Annotated in this window: 14 protein-coding genes; 4 read left to right on the forward strand and 10 right to left on the reverse strand. The window is 61.7% G+C overall.

Annotated elements, in window-relative coordinates:
• Positions 1–182: 182 nt before the first annotated feature.
• The 4 genes from fadA to ACRC0P_RS07115 all read right to left on the reverse strand — a co-directional run bounded on the left by fadA (position 183) and on the right by ACRC0P_RS07115 (position 6,301).
• Entirely contained in the window at positions 183–1,358 is a 1,176-nt protein-coding gene (gene fadA, locus ACRC0P_RS07100) for an acetyl-CoA C-acyltransferase FadA (RefSeq protein WP_438629317.1), read from the reverse strand.
• Between the two features lie 66 nt (positions 1,359–1,424).
• Positions 1,425–3,575 (reverse strand): fatty acid oxidation complex subunit alpha FadB, encoded by a 2,151-nt coding sequence (gene fadB / locus ACRC0P_RS07105; RefSeq protein WP_438629319.1) that lies wholly within the window; start codon positions 3,573–3,575, stop codon positions 1,425–1,427.
• A 183-nt stretch (positions 3,576–3,758) separates the two neighbouring features.
• Positions 3,759–4,349 (reverse strand): cupin domain-containing protein, encoded by a 591-nt coding sequence (locus ACRC0P_RS07110; RefSeq protein WP_438629321.1) that lies wholly within the window; start codon positions 4,347–4,349, stop codon positions 3,759–3,761.
• A gap of 95 nt (positions 4,350–4,444) precedes the next feature.
• A complete protein-coding gene (locus ACRC0P_RS07115) occupies positions 4,445–6,301 on the reverse strand; it encodes a beta-ketoacyl synthase (protein WP_438629323.1) in 1,857 nt (618 codons plus the stop codon).
• Positions 6,302–6,443: 142 nt separating this feature from the next.
• Here ACRC0P_RS07115 and ACRC0P_RS07120 point away from each other — a divergent pair, with 142 nt between their 5' ends.
• On the forward strand, positions 6,444–7,430 hold the full coding sequence (locus ACRC0P_RS07120) for a GlxA family transcriptional regulator (protein WP_438629325.1): 987 nt from the start codon (positions 6,444–6,446) through the stop codon (positions 7,428–7,430).
• A gap of 228 nt (positions 7,431–7,658) precedes the next feature.
• On the opposite strand, the gene ACRC0P_RS07125 is transcribed toward ACRC0P_RS07120, so the two are convergent.
• Together ACRC0P_RS07125 and ACRC0P_RS07130 are read right to left on the reverse strand one after the other, a co-directional pair.
• Positions 7,659–8,309, reverse strand: coding sequence for a class I SAM-dependent methyltransferase (locus ACRC0P_RS07125; protein WP_438629327.1), 651 nt, complete (start codon positions 8,307–8,309; stop codon positions 7,659–7,661).
• Between the two features lie 2 nt (positions 8,310–8,311).
• Positions 8,312–8,785: an Hsp20 family protein gene (locus tag ACRC0P_RS07130; protein WP_438629329.1), complete on the reverse strand. Its 474-nt coding sequence runs from the start codon at positions 8,783–8,785 to the stop codon at positions 8,312–8,314.
• Positions 8,786–8,956: 171 nt separating this feature from the next.
• On the opposite strand from ACRC0P_RS07130, the gene thpR reads away from it, so the two are divergent.
• Positions 8,957–9,538, forward strand: a complete 582-nt coding sequence (thpR, locus tag ACRC0P_RS07135; RefSeq protein WP_438629331.1) for an RNA 2',3'-cyclic phosphodiesterase — start codon at positions 8,957–8,959, stop codon at positions 9,536–9,538.
• Positions 9,539–9,592: 54 nt separating this feature from the next.
• On the opposite strand, the gene ACRC0P_RS07140 is transcribed toward thpR, so the two are convergent.
• Positions 9,593–10,588: a hypothetical protein gene (locus tag ACRC0P_RS07140; RefSeq protein ID WP_438629333.1), complete on the reverse strand. Its 996-nt coding sequence runs from the start codon at positions 10,586–10,588 to the stop codon at positions 9,593–9,595.
• Positions 10,589–11,068: 480 nt separating this feature from the next.
• On the opposite strand from ACRC0P_RS07140, the gene ACRC0P_RS07145 reads away from it, so the two are divergent.
• Entirely contained in the window at positions 11,069–11,422 is a 354-nt protein-coding gene (locus ACRC0P_RS07145; protein WP_438629335.1) for an HPF/RaiA family ribosome-associated protein, read from the forward strand.
• Between the two features lie 93 nt (positions 11,423–11,515).
• Here ACRC0P_RS07145 and gorA read toward each other — a convergent pair whose 3' ends face one another.
• Positions 11,516–12,871: a glutathione-disulfide reductase gene (gene gorA / locus ACRC0P_RS07150; protein ID WP_438629337.1), complete on the reverse strand. Its 1,356-nt coding sequence runs from the start codon at positions 12,869–12,871 to the stop codon at positions 11,516–11,518.
• Between the two features lie 223 nt (positions 12,872–13,094).
• Between gorA and ACRC0P_RS07155 the strand changes: the two genes are divergently transcribed.
• Positions 13,095–13,601, forward strand: coding sequence for a hypothetical protein (locus ACRC0P_RS07155; protein WP_438629339.1), 507 nt, complete (start codon positions 13,095–13,097; stop codon positions 13,599–13,601).
• On the opposite strand, the gene ACRC0P_RS07160 is transcribed toward ACRC0P_RS07155, so the two are convergent.
• Positions 13,598–14,683, reverse strand: coding sequence for a TIGR01620 family protein (locus tag ACRC0P_RS07160; RefSeq protein WP_438629405.1), 1,086 nt, complete (start codon positions 14,681–14,683; stop codon positions 13,598–13,600). The two genes, ACRC0P_RS07155 and ACRC0P_RS07160, sit on opposite strands and share 4 nt — an antisense overlap.
• A complete protein-coding gene (locus ACRC0P_RS07165) occupies positions 14,683–16,101 on the reverse strand; it encodes a YcjX family protein (RefSeq protein WP_438629341.1) in 1,419 nt (472 codons plus the stop codon). Before ACRC0P_RS07165 ends, ACRC0P_RS07160 begins: the two co-directional genes overlap by 1 nt.
• Positions 16,102–16,111: the final 10 nt, after the last annotated feature.

Below are 16,111 nucleotides of genomic sequence, written 5' to 3' on the forward strand. Positions count from 1 at the left end.
GTAGGAGCGTCCCATGGCCGCGACAAATTTGTCGGGAACAAATTTGGACGCCGAAGGCGCCCATAGGGTGGGCGCCATGGATGGCGCGAATCAGCGGTCCGTGGATTGAACCACCTCCGATCGCGGCCATGGGCCGCTCCTACAAAAAGAGCATTTGCGCGGCCCGGGGGCCGCGACAAAGCCTACACTCTTTCCACAATCGTGGTAATACCCTGGCCGAGGCCGATGCACATGGTGGAGACACCCAGGTCCCCGCCCTCGTTCTGCATCACCGACAGCAGGGTACCAGTGATGCGCACGCCTGAGCAGCCGAAGGGGTGGCCCAGGGCGATGGCGCCGCCGTAGAGGTTCACCTTCTCGTCCATCTTGTCGAGCAGCTCCAGGTCCTTCAGTACCGGCAGCGCCTGGGCGGCGAAGGCCTCGTTCAGCTCCACCTTGTCGATATCCCCGATACTGAGACCGGCGCTCTTCAGCGCCTTCCGGGTGGAGGGCACCGGGCCGTAACCCATAATCGACGGGTCCACACCGGCCACGGCCATCTCGCGCACCCGGGCGATGGGCGTCAGGCCCAGGGACTGGGCGCGCTCGGCGGACATCACCAGCATCACCGAGGCGCCGTCGGTGATCTGTGAGGAGGTACCGGCGGTCACCTGGCCGTGCTTGGGATCGAACGCCGGCTTCAGTTCCGCCAGTTTTTCCACGGTGGTGTCCGCGCGGATGGTCTGGTCGCTCTCCACCAGGTAGGGGACGCCGTCGTCGTCGTGGCCTTCGATGGCAATGATCTCTTTGTTGAACTTGCCCTCTTTGGTGGCCGCGGCGGCGCGCTGATGGGAGCGCGCGCCAAACTCGTCCATCTGCTGGCGCTGGATACCGTGCATCATCGCCAGGTATTCCGCGGTCATACCCATGGAACCGGCGGCCTTGGCCATAGTGCGGCCCAGCATCGGGTTGGGGCTCACATGCTCCATCATGTTCAGGTGGCCCATATGTTCGACACCGCCGACCACGTAGACGTCACCCAGGCCGGCGCGGATGCTGGCGGCGGCGGTGTGCAGCGCGGACATGGAGGAGCCGCACAGGCGGTTCACGGTCTGCGCGGGTACGGTATGCGGCAGGCCGGCGCGCAGCAGGATAAAGCGGGCCACGTTGAAGCCCTGCTCGTCCCGCTGCATCACACAGCCCCAGATCAGGTCATCGATCTCCGCGGGGTCCAGTTTGTCGTTGCGCTCCAGGAATTTCTTCAGCAGTTCCGCGGACATGTCGTCGGCGCGCACATGGCGGTAAATACCGTTCTTGGAGCGGCCCATGGCCGTGCGGGCGTAGTCGACGATTACAGCATCTCTGGGATCTAAACTCATTTCAATTCTCCAGTATCGCTGTAGGAGCGGATGGCCGCCCCGCCGCTCCTACAGAAGATTGTTCGGCTATGAATAGTAGGTTTCGCCCTTGGCAGCCATTTCCCGCATGTGCTCGGTGGGCTTGTACAGCTCTCCCAGGTCGGCGTACTTGTCGGCGATCTCCACAAAAGTCTTCAGGCCCATATTGTCGAGCCAGGCAAAGATGCCGCCGCGGAAGGGCGGGAAGCCCAGACCGTAGATCAGCGCCATGTCCGCTTCCGCCGGAGACTCCACAATGCCCTCTTCCAGGCAGCGCGCCAACTCGGTGGCCATGGGCACCATCATGCGCTCGATAATTTCGTCCTTTTCGAACTCACGGCGCTCGGCCACGTGGGGCTTGAGCAGATCGTAGGATTCCTCGGCGGGCACTTTCTTCTGCTTGCCCTTCTTGTCTTCCTCGTAGTTGTAGAAGCCTTTACCGTTTTTCTGGCCGTAGCGCTTGGCTTCGTACATCACGTCGGATGCGGCGGTGAAAGACTTGCCCATGCGATCCGGGAAGCCCTCCGCCATTACCTTCTCTGCGTGCACGCCGGTGTCGATACCGACCACATCCATCAGGTAAGCGGGGCCCATGGGCCAGCCCCAGCGCTCCATTACTTTGTCGATTTCCTGGAAATCGGCGCCGTCGCGCACCAGCATGGAAAAGCCGGCAAAATATGGGAAGAGCACGCGGTTGACCAGGAATCCGGGGCAGTCCCGCACCACGATGGCCTTCTTGCCCATTTTGTTGGCATAGGCCACCACCCGGGCGATGGCCTTCTCGGAAGTTTTCTCGCCGCGGATCACTTCCACCAGCGGCATTTTGTGTACCGGGTTGAAGAAGTGCATGCCGAGGAAGTTTTCCGGGCGCTCCAGCGGCTCTGCGAGGTGGTCGATGGAGATAGTGGAGGTGTTGGTGGCGATCACCGTGTCTTCGGTGACCTTCCCTTCCACTTCCTTCAACACAGAGTGTTTTACCTTCGGATTTTCCACCACGGCTTCCACCACCACATCGACATCGTCGAAGCCGTCGTAGCTGAGCGTGGGCTCGATTCGGTTCAGCACTTCGCCCATTTTTCCCGCGGTCAGGCGCCCGCGCTCCACCAGTTTGGAAAGCAGCTGATTCGCGTGCTTCAGCCCCAGGTCGATCCCGTCCTGGGCGATGTCCTTCATCTTGATGGGCACGCCTTTGTAGGCGGACTGGTAGGCGATGCCGCCGCCCATAATGCCCGCACCCAGCACCGCGGCGCGCTCGATTTTCTTGTCGGCTTTCTTTTCCCAACCCTTGGCTACCTTAGCGATCGCCTGGTCGTTGAGGAACAGGCCCACCAGGGACTTGGCGGTGTCGGTCTGCGCGCATTGAATAAACTGCTGCTGCTCTATCTTCAGCGCCTCGTCGCGGTCGACTTTGTAACCCTGCTCGATGGAGGTCACCGCGGCCACCGGCGAGGGATAGTTTCTGCCCGCCTGCGCGCCGACGAATGCCTTGGTGGTAAAGAAAGCCATCAGCGCTTCGGTATCGTTCAGCGGGATGGGGGATTTCTTGATTTCGCGTACGGCGCGGTAATCCAGTTTGCCGTCGATTGCACGCTGGAGCAGTTTCAGCGCCGCGTCCTTGAGCTTATCCGCGGGCACCACCGCATCCACCGCGTTGGCGGTGAGCGCCGCGTCCGCACCCTGCTCCTTGCCGGCGGCGATCCACTCGGCGGCCACATCCACGCCGACGATGCGCGGCAAGCGCACGGTACCGCCCCAGCCCGGAAGCAGGCCCAACTTCACTTCCGGCAGGCCCACTTTGGCCTGGTCGCTCATCACGCGGAAGTCGCAGCCGAGGCACACTTCGAAACCGCCACCGAGGGCGTAGCCGTTGATTGCCACCACACTGGGCACCGGCAGGTCTTCCAGGCGATTGATATTTTCATTGTTCTTGTTCATCAGCTCGGCGATACCCTCCGGCCCGGCGGAAAAGGCGCCGCCGAACTCGGTGATATCGGCACCGACGATAAACACATCCTTGCCACTGCTGAGCAGCACACCCTTGACGTCGCCTGCCGCCTCGATGGCGTCCAGCGCCTGGGAGAACTCCGCAACCGCCTGTCGGTTGAACTTGTTGACGGATTCGCCTTGCAGGTCGAAATTGAGTTCGGCGATGCCGTTGTCCAGCATCTGCACCGAGAGTGCCTTGCCATTGAATAACATGAATTGACCTCTTTTTTTCGGGGCTCGGAATCCTGCCCGGGGTCGAAAATTGCCTTCGTGACTGCCGGGTTTCCACTCGTGAAAGCGGTGACGCAATTACCCCGTACAGTCAGCCAGCCCTAGTATAGCCAGATTCAAACGATTGTTTGAATACTATTTCTTACAAATCGGATGGCCCGGCCGTTACACGCTGGGCGGTGAATTGGCGCTGACCAGGATGCAGTCGCAGTCACCGGGGTTGCGAAAGCGGTGCGGTCGGCGACTGCTGAAATAGTAACCGTCGCCCGAGCCGAGCACCGCCACTTCGGCACCCACGGTTACTTCCAATCGCCCGGACACCACGACTCCCCCCTCCTCTCCGTCATGGCTCAACAGCTCCGGCCCGGTATCCTGGCCCGGTGGATAGACTTCGTAGAGGATGGACATGGCTCGCTTGCTATTGCTCGCGCCCAGCAGGCGGTACTGGATGGGACCGGTGCCAACGTTGGGCATTTCGTCCGCGCGGAAAAAGACATGGGGGTTATCATCGAACTGCAGGGTGAAAAAGTCCGCCATGGACATGGGGATGCCGTCGAGCACTTTTTTCAGGGAACCCACTGAAGGGCTGACCCGTCCCTGCTCGATCAGGGAAATGGTGGCGTTGGTGACCCCGGCGCGCTTGGCCAGCTCCCGCTGGGACCAGCCGTGCATTTTGCGCACCGCCTTGAGCCGGGCGCCCACGTCGTCATTGCCCTTGACTTCCGGTGACTGGATCACCGATTCCATGTTCGCCATGCTGATTAGTGGCCGGTGGTTGCGAGTGGTTGGTGTCGAGTGGTTAGTGTGCCGCAAACCACCGGCCAATGGCCACTATTCAGTGGCCCACTTATTTACACCATATCCTCGAAAGGGTTGCTGTCCGGCAGTTCCACGGTTGGCAGACCCGGCAGCGTGATCCGCTCGGCGGACATTTCGATGGCGCTCTCATCCACCAGCCCCTCGCCGAAACGATAGATGGCGCTCAGTTCGCCGCGGCTGGCGCGCGTGTCGTAGGCGGCGGCCTGTTCGCTCACCGCTTCATTGCGCTTGCGGTGGGCGGTCAACGTCTGTTCGCCGTGGCGCTTGGCCAGCATACGCCGCACCAGGTGCGGCGCCAGCACGCTGGCGGTGGCGTTGTTGCCGCCGAAACCCTTGGAGTTGAGGAAGGCCACATCCAGGGATTCCGGGTCCCGCTCCGTGTGCTGCAGGGCAATATCCAGGTGCTTGTGGTGCACGTCGTCAGCCACCCGGTCGATAGTGGTGATGCCCGGCAGGATGCCGCGATCGAAAACCCCGAGGCTGGCAATCAACTGGTCGCCGCTGGCCGCGGCGACGGTGTGCCCCAGATAGGCCTTGACCGCGCATACCGGCCACTTCTCGATGCCGAAGGCGCCGGCCAGGCGGTCGAAAATCGCCGACTCGGTGACCCGGTTCTGCGGCGTGCTGGAACCGTGGGCCTGCACGAAGCTGCGCCGGCGCAGGCTCTCGTCCCCCACAATGGCCCGGGTTTCGGCCATGGCCCGGGCCACGGTGAGATAGTTACCCGGCCCCGGGGCGGAAATGGATTTCTTCGTGCCGTCGGCATTGACGAATACATTGGCCACGGCCCCGTGAATGGTCGCGCCCAGCTCCAACGCCAGCTCATCGTCCATCAGCACAACCCACTGGGTGCCTTCACCCAGGGTAAAGCCGCAGTTCTCGCCAAACGGACGGCTGGCGCGCCGATAGTCGACCTGTTCGCCGAAGATCTTGCGCAGGCCATCTGTATTGGCCAGCGCGCCCATGGTGGTATAGCCATCCACCACTTCCGGCACCAACGGGGCCTCCGCGGCCCCCACCACCGCCACCCGCGAACGGCCACAGCGAATATCCTCCACTGCGCTGCGCAGGTTGTAGAGGTAAGTGGCACAGGCGCCGGCCACGGCACCGGTGGTGCCCACACTGCCCAGTACATAGGCGTTGACGAAATCCGCCGGCATACTGGTCAACCCCAGGGCCAGTTGCTTGGAACTGACGCGCCCACCGCGCAGACGCGACTGCAGCAGGCCACCGTTACCGTAGGGGTCCAACTGGCTCATTGCGGAACTGGCGTACACGGAAATTCTGTCCGGGCCCGCCGCCGCAACCACCCTGTCCCAGTCGATACCCAGCGACTGAACCGCATCGGAAGCCCCCAGGATCGCCAACTGCAATCCCCGGGGATGAAAGCGGGAATTGTACTTCTCTCCCGGCTCGAAGCCGGTGGGCAATTGCCCGGCGGAGGCCACGGAGATCTCCCGGTAACTGTCCAGCATCACCGACAGCCCACCGGCTCGCACGCGCACCCGGCCGTCGCCGAGGGGTTCCACCTGCCAGTCCGCCGGCAGGGGTTCCGGCAATTGGCGGGCGGCCATTTCAAAGGTAAAACCCTCGGTACTCTTCAGCTCCGCGGCCTGATGAAAGTGGCAGTGGCGGTAATCGTAGAAACGCTGCTCCAGTTCGCGCACCAGAGTCCCATCCAACACCTGTCGCTCCAGCTCCGCATCCAGAGGCCCGTCCGCCTCGGCACCCTTGCGCAGGCCCATCAACGCGGCCAGGTCCGACAGGGTGTCCCGACGCTCGGCGGCGCTCAGGCTGTCCAGTACCAGGCGGCGATAGCCGCGGTTGAAAGAGCTGCGTCCGGCGGGGTTGAAGCCGCCAAATGCGGTGATTACGGGTAGCCGCTGCATCCTGACCTCCAGCGTAACGCTGAAAAAATTGACCAATTGCGTGTGAAGGGCAGTGTAGGGGCTGGCGATTCGGCCCGGTTATGGGCATACTGGCCAGCAAAATTGATTATCTGGCCAAAAGCGCTGAAGCGCCCGAGATGTAATGCGTACAGTCACCTTTCTGCTGATCGACCAGATGCTGGCAACCGGTACCGTATTGCCGCTGGAAATGCTGCGCGGGGCCGAGAGCCGCGGCCGGGTGAGCGGCGACACCACACCGCTGCGCCTTGTGACCGTCGGCCTGGACGGCGCCCCGGTAAAGACCCGCTCCGGCTTTACCCTTACGCCGGACCTCGCCCTCGAGGAGGCACCGGACAGCGATATCGTTTATCTGCCCGCCCTGTGGCGCAATCCGCGCCCGGCGCTGAAGCGCAGCGGGCCGCTGCTGGAATGGCTGCGGCGCCAGGCGGAACGCGGCGCCGCCATCACCGCCGTGGGCACCGGGGTCTGCTTTATGGCCGCTGCGGGACTGCTGGACGGCAAGCCAGCCACAACCCACTGGCACTATTTCGACCGTTTCGCTGCCGACTACTCCAAGGTAAAGCTGAAGCGCCAATACTTTATCACCCAGGCGGACAAGCTGTTCTGCGCCGCCAGCGTCAACGCCCTGGCCGATGTCACCGTGCACCTGATCCGCCAGCTCTACGGGCCGGCAGTGGCCAGCCATGTGGAGCGCAACTTCTCCCACGAGATCCGCCGCCCCTTTGAGGAAATCGCCTACTCCGAGGGCGCGGCGCACCTGCACCCGGACGAGGAAATAGTGCAGGCGCAAACCTGGCTCAAGGAACACTGCAGCGAGGAAGTTCGCCTGAGCGAGGTGGCCGGCCACTTCGATATGAGCGTGCGCTCCTTCAACCGCCGCTTCAAACTGGCCACCGGGCAGACACCACTGCAATACCTGCAGAATGTGCGGGTGGATATGGCCAGGGAACTGCTGCAGTCCAGCAACTTGTCGGTCAACGAAATTGCCGAGAAGGTGGGCTATCAGGACATGGGACACTTTACCGCGCTGTTCAAGAAGTTTCTGTCCACCACGCCGAGTGAGTATCGCACCACGGTGCGGGCGAAGTTGTTTCGGGTGAATACGTAGAGATCGGGACCCGGGACTCGGGACTCGGGACTCGGGACTCGGGACTCGGGACTCGGGACTCGGGATAAGAATATCGGAACTCAATGCGAAGGCCCTGATGCCGGTGGCCTTTTGCGGGACTGTCTGCGAGAGGGGCCTCGCGGACAAGCCTCCAGGGATGGATTCACGGCGTGTCCCGCAAAAGGCCACCGGTAGCAGGGCCGCCACAACACACTTCAAGAACTGGAACTACCCTGCTTTTTGCCTTTTCTGCAGAAGAATCACATCCCGGTCCGCAAATTCCAACCCGGCATCGAACAATTGCGCCAGCCAGCGAAAAGTCTCCCGGCTGAAAAAGCAGATATGCGTGGGATCGCGTATGTAATGCCAGTTGGCGAAACGCTCCCGGGAAATCACCAGCTTGGTCATCAGCGACAGCAGGCCGCCGGGACGCAGGCGCGACCATAAGCGTTCCAGTTCACCGCGGGGATCGACCAGGTGCTCCACCACTTCAGTGGCGGCGATGAAATCGTATTCCCGCACAAATACCTGTGGATCGGGCGCATAGAAGATGTCGTAGGGGTGCACCCTGTGTCCGCCCTCACGCAGCATTTGCGCGAGCAGTGGCGCCGGCCCACAGCCGAAATCCAGCCCTTCGGATGCCGGCGGCAGCTCGGCCAGCAGAGGCTGTGCACAGCGATCGAGGAAGCTGCGATAGCCGCTGTCCTCCAGGGAATTTTCGTGCAGGTCGTAGTAGGCCCGCTCCTCTGCAGGGTTCAGATGGTACTCGGGACAAACGAAAACCAGCGCGCAGTTGGCGCACTGGTGATAGCAGCGAAATTGATCGCAATGGTAGGGCTGTGCCGCCATCTGGCGGCACAGGGGGCAGTGAGCTGACAAACTCAGGCGGCTTCCGAATCGGCTTTATGTGCCTTGTCCGCCTGCAGCAGGTTGCTCTCGCTGATGGCGATCTTGCGCGGCTTCATCGCCTCGGGAATTTCCCGCACCAGCTCGATGTGCAGCAGGCCGTTGGCCAGGCTGGCATCGGTTACTTTGACATGGTCTGCCAGCTGGAAGCGGCGCTCGAAGTTGCGCGCGGCGATGCCGCGATGCAGGAAATTACGCTGCTCGCTTTCCGCCGGCTTTTTGCCACTGACCGCCAGGCGGTTCTGTTCCACCTGAATATCCAGCTCGGACTGCTCAAAGCCGGCTACCGCCATGGTAATCCGGTAACTGTCCTCACCGGTCAATTCGATATTGTACGGTGGATAGGCGGGCTGGTTCTGCTCGCTGGTAGTGAGCGCGTCCAGCAGGTTGGCCATGCGATCAAAGCCGATGGCGGTGCGGTACAGGGGAGAAAAGTCTAAATTACGCATTGTCATATCCTCAATTCAGAGCAATATTTAAAGTTCACCCGTCTTTCGCCGTCTATAGACAGACCGGGCGAGACAGACCGGGCGCTGATTGGGCGGCGCCTCACTGGAGCCCGCCGCCTGTAACAATAAATATGGCTGGCAAAAGCGTTTTCAAGGGAGAGGAAAAAATTTATGCGCCTCGGGCAAGAAACTGAAGAAACAGCCACCTCCCGCCTGTTTATCGGCATCAGCCCCGACACAGCCACCCAGCGTTTCCTGGACAGCCTGGTCGATCGCTGCCGGCGGCAGCTGGGCAGATCCGACCGGGTGCGCTGGACCGGCCATGCAAACCGCCACCTCACCCTGGCGTTCCTTGGGGAAACCCCGGACGAGTTGATCCCGAGGATCGAAGTGGAACTGGCGGCGATCGCCGATCGGCTGCCCGCCTGCCGGGCCCGGATAGTGTCACTGCATCCTTTCCCCAAGGGCCGCTCACCGCTACTCGCTGCAGAGCTGCTGACCAACCCGGAACTGGACAGAATGCACGAGGAGTGTCGCCAACTGATGATACGCCTGGGCATGGCGCCGGAAGGCGCCGTGTATCGCCCCCATTTCACCCTGGCGCGCAGCCGCCGCGGGTTCGCTCACCTGGCCCCACTGACGCTGGACTTCACCCTGCGCCTGGACAATATCACCCTCTACCGCAGCCACACGGCACCGGGAGGCAGCCAGTATGTTCCCCTGTTCGAGGCGCAATTGAAGGGCGATCGGTGAGGTTTTCGCGACAGCAAAAAAGAAGGCCCGCGAATGCGGGCCCTGCGGGGAATCTCAATCCAGGTGCGACAGCACATACTCCGGATACATCACCAGGCGCGGGCGGGAAAGGCGCCGGCCATCGAAGATAAACACATAGCGCTCTCCGTCGTCGTCACTGGGAATGGTGCGGCGGAACTTCCAGGTTTTGATCTTGTACACCTGGCGCCCCGCCTCCACCGGCGCCACCAGGCGGTACTGGTTGTGGCCGAGGAATTCGAACGACAGCGAGTCTCCGTGAGAGGGGTCCAGCTCCAGGTCGCGGAAAGTGCGCCTGCCCCTGTCGTTATCCGCCAACAGCTTGTCCAGACGGCCCATCTCCCGCCGCACATATTCCACCAGCTCCGCGTCCACTTCCCGTTGCGGTTCCTCGGCCATCTCTTCCTCCGGTTCCGGCTCGGGCTCCATCTTCACTTCGGCCACGGAGGGGGGCGGGACTTCAGGCTTGACAGGAGCGGCTTTCCTGGCCATCGCCGCAGCGCGCTTCTCCGCATCCGCCTTGGCCAGCACGGCATTGTGCACCTGCTCCACTTTGATCCGCTGCTCGGCGATACGGCTCTCGCTGCGGGCAACGGCCTGGCGCGCAACTTTCAGCTGGTCGTTCAGATCGTCGTAGTTGGACTGGATAAACTCGACACGGCGGCTGCGGCTGTCCACTCCGCGCTCCGCCATGGAAAAGCCGTGCTGGGCCTTGTTCAGCTGGCGCTCGCTGTCGGAACTCTTGTTGAGCTGGTGGTCGCGCTCCGCCTGCTGCAGCTCGCGGCGGCTCTCCTCGTGTTTCTTGCGGGCATCGGCGAGGGACTCCTTGGCGCGTTTCAGCTTGTATTCGTAGGAGACCAGTTCGTTTTCGATGTCCTCTATTTCCACCATGTGGTTTTCCATCGACTGCTCCATACGGGCCAGTCGATTTTTTTCCGCCGACAGGGATGCCTGGCTCTGCGCCGCGACTTCCGCCCCCCAAAATATTGCAAGACCCGCCAGTACCAGCGAGCTGTACCGCATTACCGCCATAGAAAGAACCCGTTACTCGGTTTTTGGAATCAGTAGACAAAAAGCGCGCACGGTCATTTTTTGACCACCGGCCGCAGATCGCCGGAGAAGCCCGCTACGCGAGGAGATAATTCTACTCAGCAGGCACTCCGCGAGCAATGACCATCCGACAGACAGGCTCCAATACGTGACAAATGGCAAGATCATATGCGTGCGGCCGCACATGAACAGCTTTTTGTTACATTTTTACCATCACAACGCTTGATTTTTTTGTGCATGCAAGCATTATGGGTGACAGGGAGAGGATTCCTGAACCAGTGGGTTTCCGGCCCGGGCGTAAAACATCTCCAGCTGTTCAATCAGCAAATCTTTAGTTGCGACCCCGGCGATCCGGTTAACTGCTGTCACTCTCGGACATCCCCCCTCAAGGGCGCCCTACCTTCTTTTCAGCAAACCGCACATGCGGCCTGCAAGGTTTCTCTTAACCGGAGGTAATTGCCCATGAAATCTGCGCCCAACGATAACATTGTGTTCCGCGATATCGACAAGTCCCCCACCCTGGCCAACACGGTATCGAAGAAGTTACATAAACTGGAACGTTATTGTGGCGAAATCATACGAAGCCGCGTGGTTCTCGAAGCCCCCCACCAACACAAGACCAAAGGCAAGCAGTTCAAGGCTTCGGTGGAACTCGCGCTCAGCGGTAGCCCCCTCACCATCAGCAGCGAAAGCGAATCCATTCACCGCGCGGTAAACGGCGCCTTTGAATCCGCCGAACGCTGCCTGAAAGAGCGCAGCGAGCGCCGTAAAACGCTACGTCATCAGAGCCTGGCCCCCCTTGACCCCGTCGACTAGGCGGAACACCGGACAGCAAAGGCGGTGCCCTGCACCGCCTTTTTTATTGAAGCCTGGCTCTGGAGGCGATTTTCTGAAGACTCCAAACAGGTGCTAAGCAACCGGACTGCGCATGGTGACAAACTCCTCGGCCGCCGTTGGGTGTATGCCGATGGTCTGGTCGAAGACCGTCTTGGTGGCGCCGGCCTTCAGTGCCACTGCCATCCCCTGAATAATCTCGCCGGCGTCGGGGCCCACCATATGCACGCCCACCACCCGGTCGGTATCGGCATCCACCACCAGTTTCATCAAGGTGCGCTCGTCGCGCCCGCTGACGGTATGCCGCATCGGCTTGAAGTCGGACTTGTAGATCACCACGGAAATACCGGAATCGCGGGCCTCCTCTTCGGTGAGCCCCACAGTGCCGATATTGGGCTGGCAGAATACCGCAGTGGGAATGTGGTTATAGTCGATCTCCGCCGGCTGGCCGGTTTGCCAATGTTTGACCAGCGCCATCGCCTCCGCCAGCGCGACGGGTGTCAATTGCGGCTCGCCGGTGACGTCGCCGAGGGCGTAAATCGACGGCACACTGGTGCGGAAGTTATCGTCCACTGAGATAGTGCCATCCCGGTGCAGCACCACCCCCAGAGCCTCCAGGCCAAGCCCCCCGGTGTTGGCCACGCGGCCGGTCGCATAGAGCACCGTGTCCACCGCCAGGGCGCCACCGCCGTCCTCGCGCACCAGCAGACTGCCGTCATCCTGTTTTTCAATCGCCTCGATGCGATGGTTGAAATGCAGCTGCACGCCCTTCTTGCCGATCTCGTCGCGCACGAATTCGCGGATATCCCGGTCAAAGCCCCGCAGGAAGAGGTCGCGCCGGTAGGAGAGGTGGGTCTCGGCTCCCAACCCGGCGAAGATCCCGGCAAACTCCACGGCGATATAACCGCCACCGACCACCAGAATGCGCCGCGGAAATGTCTCCAGGGAAAAAATTTCATTGGAGGTAATGGCGTATTCGCGACCGGGGAACTCCGGCACATAGGGCCAACTGCCGGTGGCCACCAGAATGCGTTCGGTGCTGTACACCCGGTCGCCCACCGCAACCTGGTGGCGACCTTCAACGCGGGCGCGGCCGTCGATTACCTGCACACCGGTGTTGACCAGCAGGTTGCGATAGATGCCGTTGAGACGGGTTATTTCCGCTGCGTTGTTATCGCGAAGGGTCGGCCAGTCAAAGTCCGCGTCCCTGCCCCGCCAACCATAAGCGGCAGAGTCCTCGAAGGACTCGCGGTAACTGCTCGCGTAGACAAACAGTTTCTTCGGCACGCAGCCCACATTGACACAGGTACCGCCCATGTAGCGGTCCTCCGCCACAGCCACGCGCATGCCCGTCGCTGCCGCCATGCGGGCTGCGCGCACGCCACCGGACCCGGCGCCGATCACAAACAAATCAAATTCGAATTCCGACAAGGTGAACTCCCGTTACTCACGCAGTGTATCCAAACAACACGGCAAACTGCCGATCTTTTATCCAATTTAACGCGATGGCCGATTTCCTAAAAAGCAATTGGTACAATAATGACTATTTATACCTTTTAGCCGTTGACTTCAGCTTGCACTTTCGCTATTCATGTGATGCTTGTCACAAAAAGATGCCTGGTAGCGAAAACAACAAACTATAGGCGATACAGAAATGGACACCCGCACTTTCCCTATTCAGCGAGCTTTCTGGTTTCTCTGCCTTCTGATGGTCAGCGGTATCAGCAATGCCAAAACCCACCCTTCATACCTCACCCCGGAATACTGCGATAGCCTGGTGGAACAGTTTGTCGGCTCGGGTATGCGAAGCCTGGACAAGTATGTCAATGAGCATTTCAACCCGGTGTACCCGGGGGGCATCCGCAACACCATTCAATTCCTGGAGCAGCGCTCGGCGTGGCTCAAGGAGTGCGACGATTACCTGAACGATACCGCGCAGGGCAGTGTTTTCTACAGCGGCAAAATCAGCCGGGAAATATTTACCGCGATGGACGCCCTGGCCAAAGAGCTGCAACATGTGCGTGAGGGTGTGGAATACCCCGATGACACAGGCAACAACAATCCCGCGCCCTTTATCCAGCGCCGCTATGAAACGCTGGCACAACTGGTGGACCGGCATCATACGCGCATGCTGATGAAGAAGCAGTTCCGGAACCTCTAAAGCTTGTTTTGTTCCGGCTGGAGGACCGCACCGCTGCCGACGAAGCGCTCCTTCAAGCTGCTGGCGATGCGTTTGGTCAGCGCGGCCAGGCGCGGGCGCTGTTTTTCCGAAAACGGAATCGGCCGACAACCGTGGATCGCCGCCAGGCCAATGCGAGCCATGAACAGGCTGGCCCCCATTCCCTGCCCCAGCCGCGCGGAAACACTGCTCAGAACACTGTCTCCCACCAGTTCCGGCCACAACTCGCTCACCGCATATTCACTGGCACCGCTGTAGGCCACCAGTGCCAGAACTTTCTTGAACAGCCGCCAGCGGACCACCACCGACGGTCGCACGCCGTAGATCTGCGCCACGTCGTCGATCATGCGCAGGGACTGGCGTAACGCCACCAGTACGTCGACCGTGGCAAAGGGGCTCAAACCCACCAGGGCGCCGGTGGTGGTGGCGTGGCGCACGACGCGCCGCAGGGCCTCCTGGTCCAACGCCTCGAAAAAAGTCACTTCCAGGTGCTGCAGCAACTCGCTGCTGTCGTAGTAGTCCGGCGCCTCATCCAGTACCCGGCTCAACAGCACACCCTGCGGCTCACCGGCGAAGTGCTGCTGCAATTCCCGGCGAAACGGCGGCACTTCCCCGGCACTGCGGCAATCGCGCAATTCCCGGGCCCGCCCCTGGATTTTCTCCAGTTTGCGCAGCGGCCGGCCGGCGCGAAAATACTCCCACACTGCACTGGCGATAGTGAGGCCAAAAGCCGCAATTATCGTGCCCGCCAGCACCCCCAGACTCCAATGCCTGTCCATCGCCCAGGTGAACAGCTGGCGCAGCTCCCAGGCCACAGCCCCACCGGCGAGCCCCAGCGCCGCCAGCAGCGCCGGCTTCCACAAGCGCAGGCGAAATACCGGCAGGCGCAGTTCGGAAAAGGACACGCGGTCCGGCAGGGACTCGCCGGTGGTAATGGAGCGAGGCAGCTCCTCCGTCTCTTCCTCCAGGGTCTCCACCCGGGTGGAGTCCCGCTGGGGGGAAGCGGATTCCGGTTCATCCAAGGATTCGATGCGCGTCTGCCGACGCCCGGACTCTCCATTCATCACACTTTGTCCCCCAGCAGCAGATTCAGTAACGCGTCGACGCGAATATGGGGAACTCCCTGGCCCGCGCCCATCCCCATCGGCGGGCGTAACTGCGGTGGAGCGGCACCGGCGTAGTGTTGCCACTCCTCCCCGACGCGGGGCACATGGGCAAAGATTTCCGCATTTTCGAACCCCAGGTAGTGCCCCTCCATATCGTGCCCCACCAGCATGCGTCGGCCTTGCCGTTGACTCTCGTTGGAACAGCGCACCGCGGCGATCGCCTCGCAGAAAAGCGGCAAGCCGCGGTGATGGGCGCCGGCGAACGCCTGCTGCAACTGCTGCCCCAGCAGTTGGCGCAGAGCGTCGTGGTCCGCCGCCAGCACCTGGTCCACTTTGGTGGCGGCGAATACCAGGCGATCCACCCGCGGCCGCCACAGTTTGCTCAGCGGGCCGGAGCGGCCATAGCGGAAGGTGTCGGCGATATGGCCGAAGGCAAGGCGCATATCATCCAGTGCCTGCTCCCCGGCATAGAGGGTTCCGATCATATCCACCAGGACCAGTTGCCGGTCCAGGTGCCGGAAGTGGCTCTCCGCAAAGGGGGCCACCTGCTCCCGCAAATAATCCCGGTAACGCCGTGCCAGGTATTGGTAGTTGCTCTCCGGCGGCAGCGCCTCCAGTTGCTCTCGGCTGTGCCCGCGCAGGTCCAGCAGCGGCAGGACGCCGTAATCTTCACCGTCGAGCAGCGCACGTCCCGGCTGCAGATAACTGAGCTTGCGCTGGCTGCGGCAATCGAGCAGGAACTGGTGGTAGTCCCTCCACAGGGCGTCGAGCAGGCCCGGCTCTGCGGTCGCCTGCGGCTCCAGGCCGGCCAGTTGCGAAACCAACTGCGGCGCCAAGCCAGCGCGGGAGTCGGCGCCGATGATATGACTCTGCTGGCGGCACCAGTCATCATAGTCCAGTTGCAGCATCGGCAGGTCCATTAGCCATTCGCCCGGGTAATCGCGTAGTTCCAGGACCAGTGTGCGGGTTCCGGAACGACCCAGCCGATGCCGCCGACGCAAGTGGATATGCAGCTCCAGAGCGGACAGCTCGCGGGTGGATTCGGGCCACCGCGGCGGCTGCGCCAGCAGCGCCTGAAGGCACTGCTCATACTCGAAGGGCGGCTGGCCGCTGTCCAGAGCCGGTTTGATTTCCGCGCCCAACAAGTCACCGTTCAGCGCGGGGGCGAAGCCGGGCAGTTGGGACTTCTGCGGGTGCTTCAACTGATGGATCAGGCTGGTAATCAGGGTGGATTTACCGGCGCCACTGAGGCCGGTGATGCCGATACAGACGCGCCGATCGAGCAGGCGCTCGGCGGCCCAGTGGGACTTCTCCCGCGCCTCTCGGCGCCATTGGCGCACTTTGCCTTTCAGGCGGGCCCTGCGGCTGTCATTCATAGGGAAGGGA

This window comes from Microbulbifer sp., from assembly GCF_051659245.1.
Classification (GTDB): Bacteria; Pseudomonadota; Gammaproteobacteria; order Pseudomonadales; family Cellvibrionaceae; genus Microbulbifer.